Origin of the sequence: Cohnella sp. GbtcB17, from assembly GCF_019091135.1 — a bacterium.
Classification (GTDB): domain Bacteria; phylum Bacillota; class Bacilli; order Paenibacillales; family Paenibacillaceae; genus Cohnella.
Genome location: NZ_JAGXJW010000066.1, coordinates 21,740 through 44,483, shown reverse-complemented (window position 1 = coordinate 44,483; position 22,744 = coordinate 21,740). Strand labels below are relative to the sequence as shown.

Below are 22,744 nucleotides of genomic sequence, written 5' to 3'. Positions count from 1 at the left end.
AGGCTCGGGGTGGAAGCATGGCAACATGTGCAGCTGACGAGTACTAATCGGTCGAGGGCTTATCCTACGGTTTGCTTTTGAAGCAAACCACGGCAAGCCGCACAGGCAAGAGAATTTCTAGCGCATCTTCGTTTCGCATCCGGTTTTCAGGGCGCAAGCTCTGTAAGCTGCAAAGCTGATTGGCACACGCCAAACAGTAGGTTACGCCTTTAATAGGCTGCACCGTTTGCGCGCTTTGCTGCGCAATAGGTCTGGTGGCAATGGCGGAGGGGTCCCACGCGTACCCATCTCGAACACGACCGTTAAGCCCTCCAGCGCCAATGGTACTTGGACCGCAGGGTCCTGGGAGAGTAGGACGTCGCCAGGCTAAGAGTAGCAACAAAAACCACCTTCTTCGGAGGGTGGTTTTTCGTTGTGTTTTGCGAACGGTGACGGCGGCGATGTGAGAAAAAAAGCGGACCCCATGGTCCGCCGCACCATTTAAATATGATAATAGGAAACTTCCGTATCGGACAAGCGAATGACGCCATTGCCGCGCTCCTTGCGCATGCGCATCAGCAACGTGAGACGGGGCGAGAGCAGCCAGAAATGCCAGTACACCAGGGAAATGACAAGAGCCGGATGCGCCCATGGATAGAGCAGCGCGGAGGCGCAGCAACCGACCAACGTCAAATGGAAGTGTAGGCGGCGGAAAAGGCCGAGGCTTGTGTCCATCACGGGCAGAGGGCCGATCCACGGCCAGTCGATCCGGAAGCTCCAGCGCTTGCCTGCGGCGGCATCTACTCGGCGCAGGGTGATGCGGAGGACGACCGCATGGATAAGTATCATGAGGATCAGGCCGACGGCCATGCACTCGAGCCCCTTCCAGGCATAGAAGCCCGTGACGAACCCTGCGCCTAACAGCGCGGTAGTCATATAGCTGTATTTAGTTTCCGGTCGCATCGGGATCTTGCGTATGAGCTTATAATGATAGATGGTGGCCTCGCGCGTAGGCTCGGGCATTTTCATAGAGAATCTCCTTGAACGGCTCTAAAGCTTCTGTAGTTACTATCGGCTCGAAATGCGATTATTATTAAATTGTTGGCTGCAGCGCGCTAGCAAGAGGTATATTTTCATAGAGTATGAGGCATACTAATCGTAATAAGCCAACAAAGGCGGGAATGCCATGCATGAAGAAGATAGCAAAACCTGCATCGTATGCGGACAAAGCGATCGGGAAGGCATTCGGATTATGCGTTCATTCATTTGTCATTCGTGCGAGTCGGAAATGGTGAATACGCCGGTCGAAGACCAACGTTATCCGTACTTTGTTCAGCAGTTGAAGCAATTGTGGGTGCATACGGAAGGCTGACGGCGGGCTGTGATGAGCTGAGGCGCACAATACGAAAAAGTGCCGGATGGTGACGGCGCTTTTTTGTGTTTTTGGGGATCACACGCTGGATCTGATATAATGGTGTTTATGTAAAATTTTATGATACCAAAGAGGAATGAATGACCATGCGATCGGTAAAACCTGAGCAAGCGCCTATATTCGAAATGCTTGTCAGCCATGCGCAAAAAGGGTTGACGCCTTTCCATGTTCCCGGGCATAAGCAGCGTAGTGTCGTCGAACAACAGGGGGGAGCAGCGGCTGACTTCGGCATGTTGATGGGCATCGACGTCACCGAGCTATCGGATACGGATGATCTCCATGACCCGAACGGCGCGATTGCACTGGCGCAGGATCTGGCGGCGGCTTGCTTTGGCGCGGAGGAGACGCGTTTTCTGGTTGGCGGCAGCACCGCAGGCAATTTGGCCATGATACTTGGGATTTGCGATCCGGGCGATCTCGTGCTGGTGCAGCGCAACGTGCACAAATCCATTATTCATGGCCTTGCGCTTGCGGGTGCCCAATGTGTTTTTTTGACGCCGGAATCGGATGTTCATTCAGGTATCGCTATAGCGCCTAGCTTAGAGACTGTCAGACGAGCGGTCGAGAAATATCGGGAGGCTAAAGCCCTTATCTTATGCAGTCCCAACTATTATGGAATGACCGCAGATCTCGCGTCTTTGATTGAAGCTGCACATGCAGGCAGAATACCGGTATTGGTCGATGAAGCGCACGGTGCGCACTTCGGGCTGCATCCGGCCTTTCCCCGCAGCGCCCTTCAAGCGGGCGCGGATGTCGTCGTTCAATCGACGCATAAAATGTTGAGCTCGCTCACGATGAGCGCCATGCTCCATATGCAAGGCGATCTTGTGTACCGGCCGCCCATAAGCCAGGCGCTTCGCATGGTGCAGAGCTCGAGTCCGTCTTATCCGCTCCTGGCTTCGCTCGATCTGGCTCGGAGAGATATTCAGATGCAAGGGCCCGCTCTGTTCGAGCCAGCGCTTGCGGTTGCAAGAGAGATACGAGAAGCGCTTGCCGGACTGTCTATGGAAGCGATCGATGCGGCCGATCCGTTGAAGCTATCCATCAAGGATCAAAACGAGAGACTGACCGGATTCGAGCTGCAGGCGAAGCTTGAGGAGCAGGGCTGCGTCGCGGAGATGGCCGATGCGAAACATGCGGTGTTGGCGCTCGGACCCGGCACGAGAAAAGAAGATGCGGCGGTCTTGCTGCAAGCGTTAAAACAGATCGCCGAAGAGCTGGATGCCGAAAGGGCGGACAACTCTCACAATGAAAAAGTCGAGACGCCTATTTTCCCGAAAATCTCGCCAACCTCGATCACACACGATCACATCTCGGAGCCCGTTGCGATCCGGAGACGAACGCCACGTACGTCCGTCGTGCCTCTGGAAGCCGCAGCCGGGCGCATCTGCGGCGAATGGATCATCCCCTATCCGCCGGGCATCCCCCTCTTGTACCCGGGAGAACCCATATCGGAAGCCACTATCGAAGCGCTACAACGCCTGGCGGCTGCCGGAGCGCGATTCCAGGGAGCGGCGGACGATACGTTAACGACCATTCGAGTCCTGACGGAAGGGGATAACATATGAACGACGAAGCATCCCGCAAAAGAGTAGATTCGCGTATCATAGCGGCTTGGATCGCCCTAGGCACTGCAGCGGCTATTATCGTGTACCTGTTGTTCGTACCGCCTGTCATCGGCGTGGCGGACAACGGGGACTTCAATCGCGTCATGGGCGCTGCGGGCATTGCCTATGCGGATGCGCAGGAATCGTATGCGGATCGTTACTTCGGCTATGCTCATCAGTTTTACCATTACGGCGGCTTTACTTCAGGCGGCTACGTATCCACGCATGTACTGCTTGTGGCCATCGCAGGAGGAATCGGGAGAATCATCGATTCGCAAACCTTCGATATTCGCGTGCTTGGCTTCTGCTATATGGTGCTTATGCTCGCGGCTTTATGGCTGCTCGTGCGCTATGCACCGAGAATGCGCGGCAAGTACCTAACAGGTGCGGCTGCTGCCCTTGTAGCGGCCATCGGCATCGTTATCTTTTGCGACGTCGGCTATACCGCTTATTATCAATCCTTCTTCGGGGAGCCTTATGCCCTCGTCGCTACGATGCTGGCATTAGGCGCAGCGGTCGCGATCGCGTCGCGGGTCGATCCGAATCTCCAAAGCGCCAAGAAACCAAACGACGAGCCGCAGCAGACGGTTCGCCCGCCTTCAGCATGGCTGCTGGCATTGTTCGTAGGCGCCGGGGTCGCCTTGGCGACGTCCAAAATCCAAAATGCGCCTATCGGCTTCCTATTGGCCCTTCTGGCTTGGCGCATGGTCTCGCTCCGTCCCGATAAAGGCTGGCGTTTGCGCGCAAGAGTCGGAGCCGGCATCCTGGCGCTGTCGGCCGTCCTTATGATGGCGCTGGCGCCGGATCAGCTCAGGCATATCAACCTGTACCAGTCGATCTTCTTCGGCGCGCTCAAGGATACGCCCGACCTCAAGCGGGATATGCGCGAGCTGGGCATTCCGGACAAATACGCAGGATTGGCGGGCACGAATTATTTTCAGAAGGACACAATTGTCCCCCAGAGCGACCCGACGCTTCGAAAAGAAGTGTTGGACCGGCTGTCGCACCGCGACATTGCCTTATACTACGCACGGCATCCAGAGCGATTCGTGAGCAAGCTGGAGAAGGCGGCGGAGAACGGGACGTCCGTGAGGCCCTATTACCTGGGAAATTACAGTCAGTCCGCGGGACGGGAGCGCAGCGAGCTTTCGTACGCATTCAGCGCCTGGAGCGAATGGAAGCATCGTCACATGCCGAATACGCTGGCATGGTTTGCCGCGTGCTACGTCGTCTATTATGCGCTGCTCGCCGCTTGGTGGTTGAGAAGCAGAAGCGCCGGCCGCCCAGGCGCAAGGCTGCTGGCGGAGACGCTGGCCGTCATCGGGGCTTCGGGCGCGATGGCCGTGACCGTGTCGCTCATGGGAGACGGCGAAGCGGATCTCGGCAAGCACCTCTTTATGTTTAACGTATGCTTCGATATTATGGCAGCCAGCGCGCTTGCCGCCGCCGTTTACGGATTGCTGTGGGGCATCGGGGCGCTGGCCGCGAAGAGCGGGAATCGCAGGCATTCGACGATAATCGTTCAACCCGGGAAGGTTTCAGGCTATAATAGAGAAGAGTAGACGCTTTGAAAGTCTGCCTAGTACACAGAATCGGAGCATTCGCAGGATGACGAGAGGCCATTTCATTACGATAGAAGGCAACGAAGGCGCGGGAAAATCGACGATCGCGGTGATGATGCTCGATTACTTGCGCGAGAAGGGCCTGACGGTCGTGGCGACGCGCGAGCCCGGCGGCATCGCCATCGCGGAGCAGATCCGCGCGATCGTGCTGGACAACGGCAATACCGCCATGGACGGCCGCACGGAGGCGCTCCTTTATGCGGCGGCCCGCAGGCAGCATTTCGTAGAGAAGATTGTTCCTACCCTCGAACAGGGTAAGACGATCTTATGCGATCGCTTTGTCGACAGCAGCCTGGCCTACCAGGGATTCGCCAGGGGACTCGGCATCGACGAGGTGATGTCGATCAACGCATTCGCGATCGAAGGCGTCTTCCCCGATCTGACGATCTATCTGGACGTCGATCCCGAAGTCGGCATCGAGCGCATTCACGCGCACGGCGACCGGGAGATCAATCGTCTGGATCTGGAGTCTATGGCCTTTCACCATCGCGTGCGCGAGGGCTATCTGAAGGCGCTGGCGCGTTACCCGGACCGGATCGTGCGGGTCGATGCCAACCCGGCTGTCGAGGACGTATTCGCGGCGGTTGCCGGCGTCCTGGATCGCTTTCTGGATCGCAGTGAATAGGATAGTAGCGGCAAAGCGCATCTTCACGCATGCTTAACCGAAGATAGCGCTTGCAAAAATGCGGCGCGGGGCAGGATTTGAAGCTGCAACGTCAAATTTTATAAAGAGAAGCTCATATTACATTGAATTGGGAGGAATGATGGATGAAGCTGGTCATCGCCGTAGCACAAGACAAGGATAGCAACAGGCTCTCCAATGCGCTCATCAAGGAAGGATTCCGCGCGACGAAGCTCGCTAGTACCGGAGGCTTTCTCAAAGCCGGGAATACGACGTTCCTGATCGGGATCGAGGACGAACGGGTGCAGCAGGTGCTCGACGTCATCCGTGCCAACTGCAAAGTGCGCGACCAATTGGTTACCCCTGTCTCTCCGGTCAGCGGCGCAGCCGACTCCTATATTCCATTTCCGGTCGAGGTGCAGGTGGGCGGCGCAGCCGTCTTCGTCGTTCCGGTCGAACGATTCGAACATTTCTAACACTTCTAACTATCAGGCGGGATGTGAAGCGGGATGAAGATCCAGCCGGGTTATTTTCCCCCAAACAATAAGATTCCACGTGCGGATACGAACGCCCGTCCGCGCGAGATGCCGAACTTCGGCGATCTGATGCAGCAGAACGAAGAGGGACGCTCCCAGGAGGAGCTGCAGCGCAAGCTGGAGGACATTCGCCTGCAAGGCGACCGGCTCATGCGTTCGATGACCGTCCGCGAGCTGAAGCTGTACCGGATGATGGTCAAGGGCTTCCTTGAAGATACGCTCAAGCGCGGCATCGCTCTGAAGGAGACGAAGGGCTGGGACCGGCGCGGGCGCGGCAAACGGTACAAAATATTGGAGGAAGTCGATTCGATGCTCGTCGCCATGGGCGAGGAGCTGCTCGGCAGCGAAGAAGGCCGGCTGGAGCTCCTGCAAAAGGTCGGCGAGATTCGGGGACTTCTGATCAACCTGGTATTCTGACGGCGCGCAAGCCGTTGCTATAAATTCAGTCCATCAACGAGAGAGGGTACAGCGTCATGGCGATCGCATCGGTACCGGGCCAGGATCGGGCCAAGAGGCTCCTTCAGGGCATGCTCCGCAGCGGCAAGATCGCTCACGCTTATTTGTTCGCGGGTCCGCAAGGATCGGGAAGGAGCGCGATGGCGCAAGCCTTCGCGATGACGCTGCTATGCGAACGCGGCGGCGAAGACGCCTGCGGCGAATGCCTGACGTGCCGCAAGGTCGAACACGGCAACCATCCCGATCTTCACCGGATCGTCCCGGACGGCCAAACGGTGAAGATCGACCAGATCCGCGAGCTGCAGCGGGAGCTGTCGTATCGCAGCGCGGGCTCGCAGCGCAAGATTTACGTGATCGAGGCGGCGGAGACGATGACGACCCAGGCGGCCAACAGCCTGCTCAAGTTTCTGGAGGAGCCGCCGTCTCCCGTCGTGGCCATCCTGATCGCGCCGAGCGAGCAGGCGATGCTGCCCACGATCGTATCGCGTACGCAGCTCGTGCCGTTCACACCGGGCGATCCGAAGGCGATGGAGGCGCTGCTCGTGCAGGAAGGCACGCCGCCTCTGATCGCCAAATCGGTCGTGCATTTGTCCGCGGGGTACGAAGCCGCGCGGGCGCTGGCGGCGGAGAATTGGTTTGCAGAAATCCGAAACGTAGTGATACAATTAGGCAGGGAGATCCCGTCCCGGTTCCCTGGCGTGCTGCTAACCGCGCAGACCCAGGTGTTTAAGACGGATCTGTCCGAGCATACCGACATTTTGCTGCAACTGTTTGCTTTATGGTATAGAGATATGATTTACGTCATGACCGGCCGCGAGGAGAGGCTCGTCTTTCCCGATCAAGCGGAGTGGCTCTCCAAGCAGGCCTGGACCCGAAGCGTCCATGCCTGGACCCGGTCGATGGAAGCGGCGCTGTCCGCCGTCCGCCGCATCAAGGCGAACGTGCAGCCGCAGCTTGCTTTCGAGCAATTTCTAGTGACGTCCGCGCAGACGGCGGGTTAGACCGCATCGGAGCGTCTGCGGCGGCGTACGGGAGGGGTAGTTTTGTACGAGGTTGTCGGCGTCCGCTTTAAGAAGGCGGGCAAGGTCTATTACTTTGACCCTGCCGAACATCCGGTAGCCAAGGACCAGCATGTCATCGTCGAGACTGCGCGGGGCGTCGAATACGGCACGGTCGTCATCGGACCGAAGACCGTCGGCGAAGCCGACGTCGTCCTTCCGCTCAAGAGGGTTATACGCGTCGCTGCGGACAGCGATGCGCATGCAGTCGAGGAAAACCGGAACGCGGCTAAAAACGCTTTTTCCATCGGATTACAGAAAATCAAGGACCATCAGCTCCGCATGAAGCTGGTGGACGTCGAATACACGTTTGACCGCAACAAGATCATTTTCTACTTCACGGCCGAAGGGCGCGTCGACTTCCGGGAGCTGGTGAAGGACCTGGCCGGCGTATTCCGGACCCGTATCGAGCTCCGTCAGATCGGGGTTCGCGACGAAGCCAAGATGCTGGGCGGCATCGGTCCTTGCGGCCGCGTGCTCTGCTGCTCTTCCTGGCTGGGGGACTTCGAGCCGGTCTCGATCAAGATGGCCAAGGACCAGAATCTGTCGCTGAACCCGACCAAGATCTCCGGCTTGTGCGGCCGCCTCATGTGCTGCCTCAAGTTCGAGCACGACAACTATGAGAGCGCCAAGGAAGAGATGCCGGCCGTCGGCAAGATCGTCGTCACCTCGTTCGGCGACGGCAAGGTCGTCGGGCTCAATGCGGGCAGCCGCAGCGTTCACGTGCAGCTGTTCGAGGTCGGCAAGGTCAAAGAGCTTCCTTTCGAAGAAGTCGTCGTAAAGTAATTCCAGCAGCACCTATCGTCACCGACACAACCTGGCTTTAAGGTGGAGCTTGCCCATGAAGGATATATACTTAGGCGTGGATGAACTCGAGGCGAAGCTAGGCGGCCTCCATACGGAATTCGGCGCGCTGAAGCTCAAGATGAAGGAATTGGTCGAGGAAAACCAGCGGCTGCGCATCGAGAACCAGCAGCTGCGCAACATCTTCAAGCGAGAGAACATTGAATTCGCGGCAGAACCTGCGGTCGACGTATCGGAGGAACCGGCCGATACCCGTCAGCAGGAGCAAGCCGAGACCGCGGCCGGGTCGTCCATTGGCGAAGGCTACGACAATCTGGCCCGGCTGTACCATGAGGGCTTCCATATTTGCAATGTCTATTACGGACATTTGCGGATGGAAGGCGATTGCTTGTTCTGTCTCTCGTTTCTTAGCAAGCCTTAGGTGATCTTCACTACGTACGGCCGACTCTCCAATCCGGGGGAGCCGGCTTTTTTTTGCAGTCGCTCGTTCAGCCACCTATCCGGCCCTCCGAATGCTGGCATTGCATCCCCAAATCGAGTAAGCTTAGAGACGTGCTGCGGTGTCAAAAACCGGTATACAAAAGTGGTACGAAATGACGCATATATAATAGAAGAAAAAATTTCGGGACGGTGCGTTGAGCGTTGAATGAAAACGATAACATCGTGCTTGGAAAGCCGCCGTTGCTGGAAGGCGAACGGCTGGACGACCTCCTGACGCACGCGTACAAAATCATACAGAGCAAAGAGGTGTTCAGCTTCTCGTTGGACGCCGTTCTCCTCGCCAGATTCGCGGGCATTCCGAAGAGAGGGCGAATCCTCGATCTGTGCACGGGAAACGGCGTGATCCCGCTGCTGCTCGCGACGCGAACCGACGCGGCGATCGAAGGGGTCGAGCTGCAGCCGCGGCTCGCGGACATGGCGAGACGGAGCGTCGCCTACAACGAGCTGCAGTCGCGGATCGCCATTCGGGAAGCGGATCTGAAGACGCTGCCCGCCCTGCAAGGCGGCGAAGCCTACGATGCGGTCACGGTGAATCCACCGTACAAGCCCGTAGGCTCCGGAGAGCACAAGGGCAATCTGCATCAGGCGCTCGCCCGCCACGAGATCGGATGCACGCTGGAGGATGTCGTATCGGCTTCGGCACGTAGCGTTCGCGAGGGCGGGCGCGTCTCCATGGTGCACCGCCCGTCCCGGCTGGCGGAGATCATGGCCGCCATGCAGCGGTACCGGCTCGAGCCGAAGCGGATGCGCTTCGTACATTCGCGTGCGGATGCGGAAGCGAACATGGTGTTGATCGAGGCCAGCCTGGGCGGACGTCCGGAGCTCCGGCTGCTCCCGCCGCTGATTGTATATGAAGGAGAAGGCCGCACCTACACGGGGGAGCTGCTGGACGTATTTTACGGGCGCAAAAAGGAACTAAACGGCACGGATGCGAGCGAAGGGGCGGGGGATTGAACGATGAAGGAGAAACGCGAAAAGCAGGCAAGCCCGCAGCAGCCGCTCGCCGGCAGCTTGGAGGCGCAAGTGCAGAAAAGCTTCGGCACTCGTGCGCCTGACGGACCGGGCACGCTCTATCTGGTCGCGACGCCGATCGGCACCCTGGAGGATATGACGTCCCGCGCCGTGCGCATGCTGAAGGAAGCCGATATCATCGCCGCCGAAGATACGCGTCAGACGCGCAAGCTGCTCACGCACTTCGACATCTCGACGCGTCTGGTCAGCTACCATGAGCACAACAAGCGGGCGAGCGGGCCGGAGCTGGTCAGGCTGCTGGCCGAGGGGAGCACGATCGCCCTCGTCAGCGATGCGGGCATGCCCGCCATCTCGGATCCAGGCGCCGATCTCGCAGCCGCTGCAGCGGCCGCAGGCATACCGGTCGTCCCGATCCCCGGCGCGAACGCCGCGCTCTCCTCGCTCATCGTGTCCGGTCTGCCGACGGAACGGTTCTTGTTCGCCGGATTCCCGCCGCGCGACCGCAAGGGCCTCGACGCTTTCCTCTCCCGCCTCGATCGGGAAGAGGCCACGCTCCTGTTGTACGAGTCTCCGCATCGGCTCAAAAAAACCGTAGAAGCGGTCGCCGAGCGTTGGCAGGGCAGGCGGATGGCGATCGTGCGCGAGCTGACGAAAAAACACGAGGAAATCGTGCGAGGCACGGCCGAAGCCTGCCTGCAATATATCGACGCGCACCCGCCGCTAGGCGAATGCTGCCTGGTCATTGAAGGCGCGGACGCATCCGCCGCTTTGGCTGCAGATGCCGGCGAAGCCTGGTGGTCGGGGCTCACGATGACCCAGCATGTCGCCCGATACGAAGCGCAGAACGGAGACAACCGCAAGGAAGCGATGCGGCTCGCGGCGCGAGACCTGGGCTTGTCCCGCAGAGAGGTTTACCAGAAGCTGCTCGATGAAGAAAAAGACCCCTCCGCGGACTAAGTCCGGGAGGGGTGCAAGGAGATATAAAAAGGTTAGAAATAACGATGTTGGTAAGTGCTTCTTCCATTATAAACGAAATTCTCTAATTTGTCACACAGTTGCAGGCAAATCCTTCAAGCATTCTCTGCAAACGATTTTTCCTTTAAAATAAATCACGTTGTCCGCGTTGCCGCAGAAAATACAAGCCGGTTCGTACTTCTTCAGCATGATGCGCTCGCCGTCCACATAGATTTCCAGCGCATCCTTCTCCCCGATACCCAACGTTCTGCGCAGCTCGATCGGAATGACCACCCGACCCAGTTCATCTACTTTCCGTACAATACCCGTCGACTTCAACATTTGGAAATCCTCCCTCATTCGCGTAAAATAGGATTAAACGAACTGCCGGAGAATCTCCGCATATTCGCCATCATTCGACAAAATTCTTTCTTTTCCGTACTCTATCGTACCAACGATTCCCAAATAAGTCAACCAGAAATAGCGCCAACTTTAGCTGAAATTTAGCTGAAAACCCGCTAACTTCCACAGATTTGCCCCATTCTACCCGCAATTGAGGTAAAAAACGGGATATTATCCTTAAAATTAGTGGATGACACTATTCGACATAATCACAAACGTTTGTCGAATGTGAAGCCCATACCAACGAGGTGATCGAGCATGTACCGTCTTCGGGAGGAAAAAGTATTCAAGGACCCCGTTCACCAGTCCATCTACGTGCAGGATGCGACGATCTGGAAGCTCATCAACACCGCCGAGTTCCAACGATTGAGGCGCATACGCCAGCTGGGCACTTCGTACCTGACTTTCCATGGAGCAGAGCACAGTCGGTTCTCCCATTCGCTGGGCGTATACGATATCACGCGAAGAATTATCAGTCAATTTGAGCGTAACGGATACCAGGACTGGCCGCAAGAGGAAAAAATGGTCAGTTTATGCGCTTCTTTGCTGCATGATGTCGGACACGGTCCGTTTTCACACGCTATCGAACAAGTGTTCGATACGGATCACGAAGAATGGTCGTGCGCGATCATACTCGGAGATACCGAGATCAATCAGGTATTAAAGGAAGTAAGCGAGGACTTCCCCCAACGGGTCGCCGCCGTCATCTGCAAGACCTACGACAAGCCGATCGTCGTGAGTCTGGTGTCGAGCCAGATGGATGCGGACCGTATGGATTATTTGCTCAGGGATGCTTACTTTACCGGCGTGAACTACGGCACGTTCGATCTCGATCGGATCTTGCGCGTGCTGCGTCCTTATCGGGGACGGATCGTAGTGAAGGAGAGCGGGATGCATGCCGTAGAGGACTATTTGATGTCGAGATATCAAATGTATTGGCAGATTTACTTCCATCCCGTGACGCGTAGTTCGGATATCGTATTGAGGCAAATTTTTATGAGGGCACGCGAATTGTACCGGGGAGGCTATGCGTTCAAGTTCCTGCTGCCGCCGCTAGCGCAGTTATTGAACGGCACGATCGGACTCCGGGATTATCTGGCGCTCGACGAAGCGATGGTGCAAACCGCGTTCGGCCAATGGTCGGATGAAGCGGACGACATATTGGCAGACTTATGTAAACGGTTTTTAAACCGCCGGTTGTACAAGTATGTACCCCTCGAAGTTTCGCACGAAACACTGGAGGCCAAGCTGCGTCAAGCGTGGGAGGAGATCGGCCTTCATCCCGATTACCATCTGCAGATGGACACGCCGACGAACCTGCCGTACGACGTCTACAAGCCGGGGTCTCCGGATCCGGAACCTAAGGAAAAGACGCCTGTCCTCGTGCTGGACGACAAAGACCGGTTGACCGAGATTTCCCTCAAAAGCGATATCGTCCGTTCGATCGCGGGACTTCATACCGGCAAATATTATATCTACTATCCCGAAGATCTGGTGCTCCCTCATATCGATCGCCTGAAGCCCGAGATTCGAGAGCTGCTGGGTTTATAAATCCCCGTATCTCTCCTTTAACCGCACATCCAAACCATTCGATTCGCCGAAAAGGAGTATTGCCGCCACATGTTATTCGATACGCACGCTCATCTGGATTCAACGAAGTTCGACAACGACAGGGAAGAAGTGATCGCGCGCGCCAGGGAAGCGGGCGTCGGCGCCATCGTGAACATCGGCTTTAACCGGGAGACGATTCCAACAACGATCGCGCTGGCCGAAAAATACGATTTCATCTACGCGGCCGTAGGCTGGCACCCGACGGACGCCGTCGACATGCGATTGCAGGAGGACCTCGCCTGGATTGAATCGCTGTGCAGCCATCCGAAGGTCGTGGCGATCGGCGAGATCGGTCTCGACTATTATTGGGACACTTCGCCCAAGGACATCCAGCATGTCGTGTTCCGCGAGCAGATCCAATTGGCGAAAAGGCTCGGCAAGCCGATCGTCATCCACAACCGGGATGCGCATGAAGATGTCGTCCGCATCCTTCGCGAAGAAGGCGCGGCCGAGGTCGGGGGCATCATGCACTGCTACTCCGGCAGCTGGGAGACGGCCAAACAATGCCTGGACATGAACTTTTATATCTCCTTCGGCGGCCCGGTCACTTTCAAAAATGCGCGCGTTCCCAAAGAGGTGTTGGCGCGTGTCCCCTTGGATCGATTGTTGATCGAAACCGACGCTCCATACCTTACCCCCCACCCCTATCGAGGCAAGCGAAACGAGTCGTCTTACGTGCAATTCGTAGCCGATTCTGCGGCGGAAATCACAGGCCTTTCTAGGGAAAAAATAGAAGAAATTACGGAGAGAAATGCGCGTGTCTGTTTCCGACTCGGAGAAAAAGCGCCAACAATCGAAGAAAAATAAATATTTTCTAAGATAAAACTAGCTTTTGCTCTGGAAATCCTGAAAAATGGCTTCTATTTGCCTTAAAACGTTGAAATTCGCTCTTTGCACGTTCTTTACACCTTCGGGGCATGCAGGTTATTATCTAATCCAGAAGTCCGAATATGACATTCCTTTTCCAGTGCGCTTAATCTCCCAACCAGGGAGAGCGGGGGACCCGACGCAGACGATATCGGCGCTTGCCGATGTCCGAGCGGCCGAGCAATCTTGGGGTGAATGGCGAACGACGGGCGCCGTCCGGCTGACGGCCGACCGCTTGATCGCTTAGGGCACACTCTCGACGCCCGAACCCGGCAGCTAACCTCGCAAGCGTAGTAGAGAGAGGCAAACTCGTGCCGCCCCATCGTCCCTCGTCCAGTTGAGCGGAAGCCACGACCAGGCCCTCTGTCGCAGGCTTTTTTTATGCCCGAATTCACCCATTCGGCGCAAAGCGCAGGCAGAATCGCTCGTCGGAAGCGCGCAAGGGATTGATCGGCAGGCGCATGACAGGCCTATACAGCTGGGCAAGGCGGCGCAAATTCGCTCGTGTGCAAGCCGCTCCACACGAAGCTTCCGGCGCCGTTATCACAAATGGATAGTCGCGTCAGACGAATATCATGTAAAACAGTCGACGGCGAGGCTATGAAGGAGGAACGAGAAAATGGGTGCAATTCCCCTCCAAGGGACCCATGATCCACGACCGACCGGCAAGCTTACCGCAGCGCGATGGTTGCATGAGCATCTGCGTTTGATCCTCTTGAGCGCAATCTTGTCCTTTGCTCTTACCATCTGTCTCATCATGCTGCTGCACGGCGCGTCCGCCAAGAGCGTGACCGTCGTGGACGGCGGGAAATCTACCGTCATCCAAACCCGTACTTCCGATGTCTCCGCTTTGCTTAAGGAAGCGGGCATCACGGTCGGTCCAAACGATCGGTTGTCGGCAGCGCTCACGTCCTCGGTAGAGGACGGCACGCGAGTCGTCATCGATCGAGCAATGAGCATTCAGCTCGTCGCAGACGGGAAGAAAGAGACCAAATATACAACTGTCCAGACGGTCGGCGACCTGCTCAGAGACGAAGGCATCACGCTATCCGCCGAAGACAAGGTGACACCGGCCCTCACGACGAAGATTAACGAGGGTCTGCAAGTGAAGATCGTTCGCGTCAAGCGCGAGGTCGTCACGACTGAGCATCCGATGGCTTACAAGGTCATCAAGACCGCGGACCAGAACCTGCTCGTCGGCAAGTCGAAGGTCGTTCGGACGGGCAAGCAAGGCCTGCTCGTTAAAAAATTCGAACGCGTCTACGAAGACGGCAAGCTCGTCGACGAGCAGTTGATCTACAAATCGCTGGATCAGCCGATCGTCCAACAGGTCGTAGCCGTCGGCGCGAAGAAAAAAGCGGCCGTCGTATCGCTTGCCTTCAACAAGAAGGAGGGCGCTGCGAAGACGCTCCAGTTGAACGGCAAATCCGTGAAAGTAAAAAGCGTCCTGTCCGGCGTCACGTTAACCGCGTATACGGCGGGTCCGGCTTCGACGGGCAAGGATGTCGGCGACGCCGGCTATGGCATCACCGCTTCCGGCACCCGGGTATCCGAGGGTCGCACGATCGCCGTCGATCCCGACGTTATTCCTTTAGGCTGGTGGGTCTACATTGAGGGCATCGGCTTCCGCCGCGCGGAAGACACCGGCAGCGCAATCAACGGCAAAAAAATCGACGTGTACTATGACAGCGAGAGGTATGCGAATAAGTTCGGCAAAAAACGCGGACATACCGTGTACGTGATAGGTCCGGTCAAACCGTCGGCCGACTGATCAGCTTCTTAGTTATCATTACCCGCTATTATCGCGTTTGTGTCTGATTTATGTCGGAGCGGCAAGTTTTTTTGGCGGCGGCCTGGTCGGGTCGCCGCATTCCGGGAAGGGGCTTATCCCCCTTCCCTTTGTCATTTCCGGGATGTGGGCTATAATAAAGCATAATGAACGACGCGAACGGAATGTGCGGGAACGATATTGAACGAAAGGTATTAAACGAGCGGCATAGAACGAACGGCGTAGAGCAGACGGCGAAAAGCAGAACGCGCATGGAAGCATGCGGAAGCGAGCGGGGTGAACGGCATCGGCCTGGCTAGAATAGCGCAGATGATCGTCGTGGAAGGCAAGGAGGATACTGTGGCGATTCGCAGGGCGGTCGACGCGGATACGATCGAGACGGGCGGCTCGGCGATCGACGAGAAGGTGCTACGCCGTATCGAGCTGGCTCGCGAGCGGCGGGGCGTCATTATTTTTACGGATCCCGACGTGCCGGGCGAGAAGATTCGCAAAATCATCGAAGCGAGAGTGCCCGGCTGCAGCCACGCGTTCCTGGCGAAGGCGGATGCGCGCGGCAAGGACGGGATCGGCGTCGAGCACGCGAGCCCCGAGGCGATCCGCGCGGCGCTGGCTCGCGTTCGCGCATCTGCCGGCAGCGTATCTGACGTGGATGCCGAGGCGGCGATCGCGCAGCCGGCCGCTGTGCCGGGGTCGGGTTCAGGTGCGGGCGAGCCGGAGATCGCCTGGACGGATCTGATCGATGCGGGGCTCATTGTGCATCCGGCCGCCGCGAGCCGCAGGGAGCGCATGGGCGAGTTGCTGGGCATCGGTTATGCCAACGGCAAGCAGTTCTACAAGCGGCTCGGGATGTTCCGCATCACGCGGGCGGAGTTCGCCGATGCGCTGAGGCAGCTGACGAGAGAGGGAGTAGGCGAATGACGAAGCAAGCCGGCGGAACGGCTATGGGCGCCATGGACATCGCGACGCCGACGCGGACGAAGGATATTATCCGCAAGCACGGGTTTACGTTTAAGAAAAGTCTGGGTCAGAACTTTCTGATCGACAAAAATATATTGGACAAGATCGTGGATGCGGCGGCGCTGAACAAGGACAAAGGGGCACTGGAGATCGGGCCGGGCATCGGCGCGCTCACGGAGCGGCTCGCGCAGGAAGCGGGCAAGGTCGCCGCGGTCGAGATCGACAACCGGCTTATCCCGATCCTTGAAGAGGTGCTCTCGCCCTATCCGCACGTATCCGTCGTACACGGCGACGTGCTGAAGACCGACCTGGCGAAGCTGTGGGCGGACCGGTTCGCCGGCTGCAGCGAGGTGAGCGTCGTCGCGAACCTGCCGTACTACGTGACGACGCCGATCGTCATGACGCTGCTGGAGCAGAAGCTGCCTCTCGACCGGATCGTCGTCATGGTGCAGAAGGAAGTGGCCGAACGGATGGCGGCGAAGCCCGGAGGCAAGGATTACGGCACGCTTAGCATTGCCGTCCAGTATTACTGCGTGCCCGACATCGTCTGCGTCGTGCCGTCCGGCGCCTTCATCCCCGCGCCGAACGTCGACTCCGCCGTCATCCGGCTCACCAAGCGAGAAGCGCCGCCGGTCGAGGTGTCCGACGAGGCGCGATTTTTCCGCGTCGTGCATGCCGCCTTCACGCAGCGGCGCAAGACGCTGCACAACAACCTGGCCGCGCTCGTCGGCAAGGACCGCAAGAGCGAGCTCGCCGGCTTGCTCGAGTCGTGCGGCGTGAAGCCCGAGCGCCGCGGCGAGACGCTGTCGCTCCTGGAGTTCGCGACGCTGTCCGAAGCGCTGGCTGCCGCCGGCATGATCGAATAAAACGCGAGGGTCCCTGCCATAGCGGCGGGGACCCTTGCTTGCGTTCGCGTCGTGCACTGCGGTCATACATCGGTCGTGCACCATCGGGCTTGCGCCTCCATAGGATAGACGAAGAGGTGATTCGCCCATGAAGCTAGGGGACTTGGTCGTCCGCAAATCGTACGGCGGCGATTTATTGTTCCGAATCGCGGCCTTGCTGCAGAATACGGCTGTGCTGCGGGGAACGGATTATCGGCTGCTCGCGGACGCGCCTGTCGGAGACCTCGAGCAGGTACGGAACCCGGACGAGCTGCGCGGCCCCCGGACGGCCCGCGTGCAGGCCAGCGAATCGGTGAGACGGATGCAAGAGGAGCGCGCTCACGTCCGGGAGGGAATGAAGGAAGAGGCGCCGGGCGGGCAGCGCAAACCGTACTTCGAGATGCCGGGCAAGGTGCTCCATCTGGACGGCGACGTCAATTATTTGAAAAAGAGCATGGCCGTATACCGGCAGCTGCGCATTCCCGCCGAAGGCGTGCACTGCCACGAATCGCAGATGGCCGCGGCGGTAGCCGACCTGCTGCCGAAGGTGATGCCCGATATCGTCGTGATCACGGGTCACGACGGCGTCTACAAGAACAGAACCGACTACGAGCAGCTGTCGAGCTATAAAAACACGGGCAACTTCCTTCAGGCGGTCCGGACCGCGCGCAGCTACGACAAGAGCAGGGACTCCCTCATCGTCGTCGCCGGCGCCTGCCAGTCGCACTTCGAAGCGCTGATGTCCGCCGGCGCGAACTTCGCCAGCTCGCCGGCACGCATCATGATTCACGCGCTCGATCCGGTCTACGTCGCCGTCCGCGCGGCCTTTACGCCGTTCAGGGAGACGATCGACCTGCCCGACGTCATCTCCAACACGATCAGCGGCATGCGGGGCGTCGGCGGCGTGGAATCGTTGGGAAAATATCGGATCGGACTTCCGAACATCAAGCCGACCAACATCGTCCCGACGATACCGGCCGCAGAATTTGGCTGAATCCTATTTCCACAGACTCATTTTGCTTAAAAATAAAATGATATTGTCAAAACATTATTGACAATAAATCTCGTCCGCTGATATAATATTTAACCACTTGACACCTCCCCTGTACTTAGGTATAATTTACAGGGAAAGAGGTGGTAGTGGACATGTCCAAGAACGCGCTTCTGGATATCAAACGAAGCTTGGAGCCGCATATCGGATCCAAGATCATGCTCCGCGCCAACGGTGGCCGCCGTAAAACCATCGAACGCACGGGAGTTCTCGAAGAAATTTACCCGTCGGTGTTCATCGTCAAATTGGATCAGGAGCAGAATGCGTTCAAGCGTGTCTCGTACAGCTATGCCGACATTCTAACCGAGTCCGTCGAAGTCATGCTGTGCAGTGAACAAGGTCAGGTCCGCATCGAATTGCAGCACTGAGCTTTTGGGGATCGTTAAGGCAGTCGCGCCGTTACAGGCTCGGCTGCCTGTTTTGCATTTGCGGGACGGCTTGGGGACACCCTAACCGGTGACGACGGCGCAGCTCGCCGCGCAGCGTCGTCATAGCCAAAAGGGGGAGGTGTCAGCATGAGCCGCAGGCGCAGAGGACGGACGATGACCGAATCGTTCAAGACTGAGCTCGCCAAGGACTTGGGCTTCTACGGCAAGGTCGAGCGCGAAGGCTGGGGCGCCATCAGCACCAAAGACGCCGGCAACATGGTCAAGCGGGCGATCCAGCTCGCCGAACAGTCGCTGGCGCGCAAGCAGGACTGATCGGGCGCCGGCGATCGCCGCCGGATCGGCATATCGCGTGACGAAGAAGCCGCCGGGGGCATCCCCGGTTTTTTGCATGTCTTGCGCCATTGTCTCCCAAATCGCAATTCGGGCAGGGGTTTGTTATAATATGTTAAGCTTTGGAGCGACAGGAATCAGGCGAAGCAGAAGGTCTGGCAGGTGGGCATATGACGAAAATATACGAGAAGGCGCCGGCGAAAATCAACCTGGTGCTCGACGTGCTGCGCAAGCGGGAAGACGGCTATCACGAAGTGGAAATGGTCATGACGATGGTGGATCTCGCCGATCGGCTGACGCTGGAGGAGCTGCAGCGCGATCAGATCGTGCTGGCCAGCCAAGCCGGATTTATCCCGCTTGACGAGAAAAATTTGGCCTTTCAGGCGGCCAAGCTGCTAAAGCAGCGATACGGCGTCAAAAAGGGCGTATATATTTATTTGGACAAGCAGATCCCCGTAGCGGCCGGGCTGGCGGGCGGCAGCAGCGATGCCGCTGCGGCGCTGCGCGGACTCAATCGGCTCTGGGATCTGAACCTCGGCGTGCCGGAGCTTGAAGCGCTTGGCGCCGAGCTGGGCTCGGACGTGCCCTTTTGCGTGCGGGGTGGCACGGCGCTGGCGACCGGGCGCGGCGAACGCCTCGAGAGCCTGGACAGCCCGCCGCAGTGTTGGGTCGTGCTGGCCAAGCCGCCCATCAACGTTTCGACTGCGGACGTGTACGGACGGTTCCGGGTGAACGAGGTCGGGACGCATCCTTCCGTGCCGGACATGCTTGAGGCGCTGCGCGAAGGATCCTTCGAGCGGATGTGCGCCGCGCTCGGCAACGTGCTCGAGAAGGTAACGCTGTCCCATTACCCGGAAGTGAGGCAGATCAAGGAAGTGATGACGCGTCTGGGCGCGGACGGAGTGCTCATGTCCGGGAGCGGACCGACCGTCTTCGGACTGGTGTCCAAGGCGTCGAAGCTTGCCCGTATTTACAACGGACTGCGCGGCTTTTGCAAAGAAGTTTACGTCGTCCGCATGCTCACCTAGGGACAAGGTCGCCATCTCCAACAGGTGTGAGGAAGCTTGCCATCGGCCTTTTGTCACCTTGCCCAAAACCGGATAAAAGTGTTATGATAACGTTAAATTATTCGGTTTTGGACGGGGTGGATCAAATGAAAAAGTTGAAGCGCAGTGCGCGGCTCGTAGAAATGACGCAATATCTGCTGGATCGCCCCCACACGTTAGTATCGCTGACAGCATTCGCCGAGCGCTACCAGTCCGCGAAGTCCTCGATCAGCGAGGATCTTGCGATCATCAAGGAAGTGTTCGAGGACGAAGGGATCGGCGAGCTTCATACGCTGGCCGGCGCAGCCGGCGGGGTGCGCTTCATCCCGAAGTGCCGCAAGGACCAGGCGCTCCGCAAGGTCGAAGAAGTATGCAGCATGCTGGAGCAGCCGGATCGTCTGCTGCCCGGCGGATATTTATATATGACCGACCTGCTGGGACAGCCGGGGCTTCTGCAGGATCTCGGCCGCATGTTCGCCACCGCGTTCGCGGACCGCGACATCGACGTCATCATGACGGTGGAGACGAAGGGCATTCCGCTCGCGCACGCCGCGTCTCAGTACCTGAACGTTCCCGTCGTCATCGTCAGACGCGACCACAAGGTGACGGAGGGCTCCGTCGTCAGCATCAACTACGTCTCCGGCTCGAACAAGCGCATTCAGACGATGTCGCTCGCGCGCCGCGCGCTCAAGGAGCAGTCGCGCGTCCTTATCATCGACGACTTCATGAAGGCGGGCGGAACGATCCAGGGCATGGTCGACCTGCTCAGCGAATTCCGGGCGATCGTGGCCGGCGTCGGCGTGCTGGTCGAATCTGGCGAGGTGGACAACGAGGAGCGTCTGCTGCACGATTATATTTCTCTGGCGCGACTTACCGAAGTCGATTTGAAGACGAGACATATCGCGGTGCAGCCGGGCAATTTTTTTCAGCCGCGATCAGATGCTTGAACGGGGGAATCGATTACGTACCATAGAAGACCGTCGGCTTTGCGTACGAAGCCGGCGGTTTTTTGCCGTTCTTTGACTCGCCGGCCGACCGGCGTTAGGACCATCCGCTTATTTACGGGACAAAGCATCGCCTGAATGACAAATCCGCCGTATAATGAGGGGACCATATGTTCCCTTGGCGGTGATAGGCATGAAGCTGGAAAGGCTCCTTTCGATTACATACGCATTGCTGAATCAGGAGGTTGTGTCGGCGGCGGAGCTCGCCGCGCAGCATCAAGTATCGCAGCGGACGATATACCGCGATATCGAGGCGCTCTGCGCGGCAGGCATTCCGGTCGTCTCGTACCAGGGCTCGAACGGCGGGTTCGGCATCATCGAGGCGTATAAAATGGACCGGAGCCTTCTTGGCCCCGATGACGTGAACAGCCTCATCACGCTGCTTAATTGCACGACGACCGTGTTCGGGGACCCCCGCGCGGAGCGGACGCTCGATCGGCTGCGTACCGTTCAGTCCTCCGAGCGGGTGCCGAGCCTTACGCTGGATTTGGGCAGCTGGCGAATGAACAACGAGCAGCTGCACGAGCTGCGCAAGGCGATCATATCGCGTCGCGTCGTCCGTTTCCGCTATGTCAATGCGAAGAACGATCGTATCGAACGCTTGGTGGAGCCCGTGACGCTGCACTTCAAATATTACGCCTGGTATTTGCACGGCTACTGCCGGACACGCGCGGATTATCGGGTTTTTAAGCTGTCGAGGATAACGGATTTGAGCCTGACGCAGGAGCCGGTGCTTCGCGAGCATGCGCTGACGGAGCTGAACGTCGGAGAGGGGCTGCCCCGCGACCGGGATATGACGGGGGCGGTCATTCGGTTCTCGCCCGATGCCGTAGCGGCGGCGCTGGACTGCTTCTATGCGGAGGAAAGAAGCTTTGAGCCGGACGGAGAGCTGATCGTGCGGATCGTCAATCCGATCGATTCGGATTGGCTCATCGCGCGGGTGCTCGGCTATGGAGGCAGCGCGTATATTGAAGAGCCCGAGTGGCTCAGGGAAGAACTGCGCGCCAAGCTTGCGAATTTGCGCGCGCGGTATGAAGAAGTATGACAGACAGCTGTCATATTTCTTTTTTTATAATAGGCACATACGTTCCTGTGAGAGGAGTATGGCCATGACGATGATCTACCATCACCACATGCTGGAGGAGCAGGTTCGCGAGCATCGGCGCAAGATCGAAGTGGTGAATCGGGAAGCCTGGAAATGGGCTGCCGGGCAATCTGCAAGGCGTTCGGCGAAGGCCGCTTCGCGAGATGGAGTTCACCTGCTGATCGCTGCGCTGGGAAGGCTGCTTTAAAGGATTTGGGACTCCGTTTTCCGATGGCCCGGCGCCGCGGGAAAACGGAGTTTTTGTCGAAATAAAGCCTATGGCGGCGTACGATGTCGACCATATCCGGGATTGAAAAATTATTTAAAATATTGGACTAGTTTTACCAGATTTAAGAAGGAATCCGCGCGATTTTGTGGAATATTACACCAAGTCTTCTGATGGGGCAAAGGTGGTGAACACAAGTGCAAATTACAGATGTCAGACTCCGCCGCGTTAATTCCGAGGGGCGAATGAAGGCTATCGCGTCTATCACGATCGACAACGAGTTCGTCGTCCATGATATTCGCGTGATCGACGGCAACAACGGCATGTTCGTTGCAATGCCGAGCAAACGTACGCCCGACGGAGAATTCCGAGATATCGCTCATCCCATCTCTTCGGGCACGCGGGAGAAGATCCAATCCGCCGTACTCGCCGAGTACGAGCGCGCCGCCGTGGAGGAAGAAGAGGTGCTGGTCGAAGGTGCGTAGTGCTTGTGTTCGCGCTTAAGCGACGATAGACGCCGAGAATACGCAGTACCATCGCGAGAGCCGGAGACGGCTCTCT

26 protein-coding genes, 1 rRNA gene and 1 riboswitch are annotated in these 22,744 nt (G+C 57.9%); of the genes, 25 read left to right on the top strand and 2 right to left on the bottom strand.

Annotation, left to right across the window (positions count from 1 at the left end; all coding sequences use genetic code 11):
- Window positions 1-250: 250 nt before the first annotated feature.
- Window positions 251-367: ribosomal RNA gene (rrf, locus tag KVT38_RS28105) — 5S ribosomal RNA — on the top strand.
- Window positions 368-480: 113 nt separating this feature from the next.
- Here the strand turns inward: rrf and KVT38_RS28100 are convergent.
- Window positions 481-1,008 carry a transposase gene (locus KVT38_RS28100; protein ID WP_217597060.1) on the bottom strand — a complete coding sequence of 176 codons (528 nt, stop codon included), beginning with the start codon at window positions 1,006-1,008 and terminating at the stop codon, window positions 481-483.
- Between the two features lie 157 nt (window positions 1,009-1,165).
- Here KVT38_RS28100 and KVT38_RS28095 point away from each other — a divergent pair, with 157 nt between their 5' ends.
- The 11 genes from KVT38_RS28095 to rsmI all read left to right on the top strand — a co-directional run bounded on the left by KVT38_RS28095 (window position 1,166) and on the right by rsmI (window position 10,546).
- A complete protein-coding gene (locus tag KVT38_RS28095; protein ID WP_217597059.1) occupies window positions 1,166-1,351 on the top strand; it encodes a sigma factor G inhibitor Gin in 186 nt (61 codons plus the stop codon).
- 140 nt (window positions 1,352-1,491) lie between these two features.
- Window positions 1,492-2,979, top strand: a complete 1,488-nt coding sequence (locus KVT38_RS28090) for an aminotransferase class I/II-fold pyridoxal phosphate-dependent enzyme (RefSeq protein ID WP_254639625.1) — start codon at window positions 1,492-1,494, stop codon at window positions 2,977-2,979.
- Window positions 2,976-4,580, top strand: coding sequence for a glycan biosynthesis hexose transferase WsfD (gene wsfD, locus KVT38_RS28085; RefSeq protein WP_217597058.1), 1,605 nt, complete (start codon window positions 2,976-2,978; stop codon window positions 4,578-4,580). The genes KVT38_RS28090 and wsfD overlap by 4 nt, the downstream gene beginning before the upstream one ends.
- Before the next feature lie 46 nt (window positions 4,581-4,626).
- Window positions 4,627-5,265 carry a dTMP kinase gene (gene tmk, locus KVT38_RS28080; protein ID WP_217597057.1) on the top strand — a complete coding sequence of 213 codons (639 nt, stop codon included), beginning with the start codon at window positions 4,627-4,629 and terminating at the stop codon, window positions 5,263-5,265.
- A gap of 143 nt (window positions 5,266-5,408) precedes the next feature.
- The gene (locus KVT38_RS28075) at window positions 5,409-5,738 is read left to right on the top strand and encodes a cyclic-di-AMP receptor (protein WP_067781248.1); all 330 of its coding nucleotides are present in this window, start codon (window positions 5,409-5,411) and stop codon (window positions 5,736-5,738) included.
- A gap of 33 nt (window positions 5,739-5,771) precedes the next feature.
- Window positions 5,772-6,215, top strand: a complete 444-nt coding sequence (locus KVT38_RS28070) for a YaaR family protein (protein WP_217597056.1) — start codon at window positions 5,772-5,774, stop codon at window positions 6,213-6,215.
- Between the two features lie 56 nt (window positions 6,216-6,271).
- A complete protein-coding gene (gene holB / locus KVT38_RS28065) occupies window positions 6,272-7,255 on the top strand; it encodes a DNA polymerase III subunit delta' (protein ID WP_217597055.1) in 984 nt (327 codons plus the stop codon).
- Window positions 7,256-7,297: 42 nt separating this feature from the next.
- The gene (locus tag KVT38_RS28060) at window positions 7,298-8,098 is read left to right on the top strand and encodes a PSP1 domain-containing protein (protein ID WP_217597054.1); all 801 of its coding nucleotides are present in this window, start codon (window positions 7,298-7,300) and stop codon (window positions 8,096-8,098) included.
- A gap of 55 nt (window positions 8,099-8,153) precedes the next feature.
- A complete protein-coding gene (locus KVT38_RS28055) occupies window positions 8,154-8,537 on the top strand; it encodes an initiation-control protein YabA (protein ID WP_483298197.1) in 384 nt (127 codons plus the stop codon).
- Window positions 8,538-8,758: 221 nt separating this feature from the next.
- Window positions 8,759-9,571, top strand: a complete 813-nt coding sequence (locus KVT38_RS28050) for a tRNA1(Val) (adenine(37)-N6)-methyltransferase (protein WP_254639624.1) — start codon at window positions 8,759-8,761, stop codon at window positions 9,569-9,571.
- A 3-nt stretch (window positions 9,572-9,574) separates the two neighbouring features.
- Window positions 9,575-10,546 (top strand): 16S rRNA (cytidine(1402)-2'-O)-methyltransferase, encoded by a 972-nt coding sequence (gene rsmI, locus KVT38_RS28045; protein WP_217597052.1) that lies wholly within the window; start codon window positions 9,575-9,577, stop codon window positions 10,544-10,546.
- Between the two features lie 90 nt (window positions 10,547-10,636).
- Here the strand turns inward: rsmI and KVT38_RS28040 are convergent, their stop codons facing one another.
- Entirely contained in the window at window positions 10,637-10,885 is a 249-nt protein-coding gene (locus KVT38_RS28040) for an AbrB/MazE/SpoVT family DNA-binding domain-containing protein (protein WP_067781230.1), read from the bottom strand.
- A gap of 318 nt (window positions 10,886-11,203) precedes the next feature.
- Between KVT38_RS28040 and KVT38_RS28035 the strand changes: the two genes are divergently transcribed.
- The 13 genes from KVT38_RS28035 (at window position 11,204) to spoVG (ending at window position 22,668) form a co-directional block, all read left to right on the top strand.
- On the top strand, window positions 11,204-12,496 hold the full coding sequence (locus tag KVT38_RS28035) for an HD domain-containing protein (RefSeq protein WP_217597051.1): 1,293 nt from the start codon (window positions 11,204-11,206) through the stop codon (window positions 12,494-12,496).
- 69 nt (window positions 12,497-12,565) lie between these two features.
- Window positions 12,566-13,363 carry a TatD family hydrolase gene (locus tag KVT38_RS28030; protein WP_217597050.1) on the top strand — a complete coding sequence of 266 codons (798 nt, stop codon included), beginning with the start codon at window positions 12,566-12,568 and terminating at the stop codon, window positions 13,361-13,363.
- A 153-nt stretch (window positions 13,364-13,516) separates the two neighbouring features.
- Window positions 13,517-13,729: riboswitch (cyclic di-AMP (ydaO/yuaA leader) on the top strand.
- 313 nt (window positions 13,730-14,042) lie between these two features.
- Complete coding sequence (locus KVT38_RS28025; protein WP_217597049.1) at window positions 14,043-15,194, top strand: resuscitation-promoting factor; 1,152 nt, start codon at window positions 14,043-14,045, stop codon at window positions 15,192-15,194.
- A gap of 327 nt (window positions 15,195-15,521) precedes the next feature.
- Window positions 15,522-16,130, top strand: a complete 609-nt coding sequence (locus tag KVT38_RS28020; RefSeq protein ID WP_217597064.1) for a ribonuclease M5 — start codon at window positions 15,522-15,524, stop codon at window positions 16,128-16,130.
- Window positions 16,127-17,035 (top strand): 16S rRNA (adenine(1518)-N(6)/adenine(1519)-N(6))-dimethyltransferase RsmA, encoded by a 909-nt coding sequence (gene rsmA, locus KVT38_RS28015; protein ID WP_254639623.1) that lies wholly within the window; start codon window positions 16,127-16,129, stop codon window positions 17,033-17,035. Before KVT38_RS28020 ends, rsmA begins: the two co-directional genes overlap by 4 nt.
- 127 nt (window positions 17,036-17,162) lie before the next feature.
- Window positions 17,163-18,047, top strand: a complete 885-nt coding sequence (gene yabG, locus KVT38_RS28010; RefSeq protein ID WP_217597048.1) for a sporulation peptidase YabG — start codon at window positions 17,163-17,165, stop codon at window positions 18,045-18,047.
- Window positions 18,048-18,199: 152 nt separating this feature from the next.
- Complete coding sequence (gene veg, locus KVT38_RS28005; protein ID WP_217597047.1) at window positions 18,200-18,472, top strand: biofilm formation stimulator Veg; 273 nt, start codon at window positions 18,200-18,202, stop codon at window positions 18,470-18,472.
- 147 nt (window positions 18,473-18,619) lie between these two features.
- Window positions 18,620-18,805: a small, acid-soluble spore protein, alpha/beta type gene (locus KVT38_RS28000; RefSeq protein WP_217597046.1), complete on the top strand. Its 186-nt coding sequence runs from the start codon at window positions 18,620-18,622 to the stop codon at window positions 18,803-18,805.
- 188 nt (window positions 18,806-18,993) lie between these two features.
- The gene (gene ispE, locus KVT38_RS27995; protein WP_217597045.1) at window positions 18,994-19,851 is read left to right on the top strand and encodes a 4-(cytidine 5'-diphospho)-2-C-methyl-D-erythritol kinase; all 858 of its coding nucleotides are present in this window, start codon (window positions 18,994-18,996) and stop codon (window positions 19,849-19,851) included.
- A gap of 125 nt (window positions 19,852-19,976) precedes the next feature.
- Entirely contained in the window at window positions 19,977-20,816 is an 840-nt protein-coding gene (purR, locus tag KVT38_RS27990) for a pur operon repressor (protein WP_217597044.1), read from the top strand.
- Between the two features lie 190 nt (window positions 20,817-21,006).
- On the top strand, window positions 21,007-21,918 hold the full coding sequence (locus KVT38_RS27985; RefSeq protein WP_217597043.1) for a helix-turn-helix transcriptional regulator: 912 nt from the start codon (window positions 21,007-21,009) through the stop codon (window positions 21,916-21,918).
- A 64-nt stretch (window positions 21,919-21,982) separates the two neighbouring features.
- A complete protein-coding gene (locus KVT38_RS27980) occupies window positions 21,983-22,165 on the top strand; it encodes a hypothetical protein (RefSeq protein ID WP_217597042.1) in 183 nt (60 codons plus the stop codon).
- Between the two features lie 215 nt (window positions 22,166-22,380).
- On the top strand, window positions 22,381-22,668 hold the full coding sequence (gene spoVG / locus KVT38_RS27975; protein WP_067781204.1) for a septation regulator SpoVG: 288 nt from the start codon (window positions 22,381-22,383) through the stop codon (window positions 22,666-22,668).
- Window positions 22,669-22,744 lie beyond the last annotated feature (76 nt).

Bases quoted from the DNA above. Each gene is read 5' to 3' on its own strand.
- KVT38_RS28100 (WP_217597060.1), bottom strand. From the start codon at position 1,008: ATGAAAATGCCCGAGCCTACGCGCGAGGCCACCATCTATCATTATAAG.
- KVT38_RS28095 (WP_217597059.1), top strand. From the start codon at position 1,166: ATGCATGAAGAAGATAGCAAAACCTGCATCGTATGCGGACAAAGCGAT.
- KVT38_RS28090 (WP_254639625.1), top strand. From the start codon at position 1,492: ATGACCATGCGATCGGTAAAACCTGAGCAAGCGCCTATATTCGAAATG.
- wsfD (WP_217597058.1), top strand. From the start codon at position 2,976: ATGAACGACGAAGCATCCCGCAAAAGAGTAGATTCGCGTATCATAGCG.
- tmk (WP_217597057.1), top strand. From the start codon at position 4,627: ATGACGAGAGGCCATTTCATTACGATAGAAGGCAACGAAGGCGCGGGA.
- KVT38_RS28075 (WP_067781248.1), top strand. From the start codon at position 5,409: ATGAAGCTGGTCATCGCCGTAGCACAAGACAAGGATAGCAACAGGCTC.
- KVT38_RS28070 (WP_217597056.1), top strand. From the start codon at position 5,772: ATGAAGATCCAGCCGGGTTATTTTCCCCCAAACAATAAGATTCCACGT.
- holB (WP_217597055.1), top strand. From the start codon at position 6,272: ATGGCGATCGCATCGGTACCGGGCCAGGATCGGGCCAAGAGGCTCCTT.
- KVT38_RS28055 (WP_483298197.1), top strand. From the start codon at position 8,154: ATGAAGGATATATACTTAGGCGTGGATGAACTCGAGGCGAAGCTAGGC.
- rsmI (WP_217597052.1), top strand. From the start codon at position 9,575: ATGAAGGAGAAACGCGAAAAGCAGGCAAGCCCGCAGCAGCCGCTCGCC.
- KVT38_RS28040 (WP_067781230.1), bottom strand. From the start codon at position 10,885: ATGTTGAAGTCGACGGGTATTGTACGGAAAGTAGATGAACTGGGTCGG.
- KVT38_RS28035 (WP_217597051.1), top strand. From the start codon at position 11,204: ATGTACCGTCTTCGGGAGGAAAAAGTATTCAAGGACCCCGTTCACCAG.
- KVT38_RS28030 (WP_217597050.1), top strand. From the start codon at position 12,566: ATGTTATTCGATACGCACGCTCATCTGGATTCAACGAAGTTCGACAAC.
- KVT38_RS28025 (WP_217597049.1), top strand. From the start codon at position 14,043: ATGGGTGCAATTCCCCTCCAAGGGACCCATGATCCACGACCGACCGGC.
- KVT38_RS28020 (WP_217597064.1), top strand. From the start codon at position 15,522: ATGATCGTCGTGGAAGGCAAGGAGGATACTGTGGCGATTCGCAGGGCG.
- rsmA (WP_254639623.1), top strand. From the start codon at position 16,127: ATGACGAAGCAAGCCGGCGGAACGGCTATGGGCGCCATGGACATCGCG.
- yabG (WP_217597048.1), top strand. From the start codon at position 17,163: ATGAAGCTAGGGGACTTGGTCGTCCGCAAATCGTACGGCGGCGATTTA.
- veg (WP_217597047.1), top strand. From the start codon at position 18,200: ATGTCCAAGAACGCGCTTCTGGATATCAAACGAAGCTTGGAGCCGCAT.
- KVT38_RS28000 (WP_217597046.1), top strand. From the start codon at position 18,620: ATGAGCCGCAGGCGCAGAGGACGGACGATGACCGAATCGTTCAAGACT.
- ispE (WP_217597045.1), top strand. From the start codon at position 18,994: ATGACGAAAATATACGAGAAGGCGCCGGCGAAAATCAACCTGGTGCTC.
- purR (WP_217597044.1), top strand. From the start codon at position 19,977: ATGAAAAAGTTGAAGCGCAGTGCGCGGCTCGTAGAAATGACGCAATAT.
- KVT38_RS27985 (WP_217597043.1), top strand. From the start codon at position 21,007: ATGAAGCTGGAAAGGCTCCTTTCGATTACATACGCATTGCTGAATCAG.
- KVT38_RS27980 (WP_217597042.1), top strand. From the start codon at position 21,983: ATGACGATGATCTACCATCACCACATGCTGGAGGAGCAGGTTCGCGAG.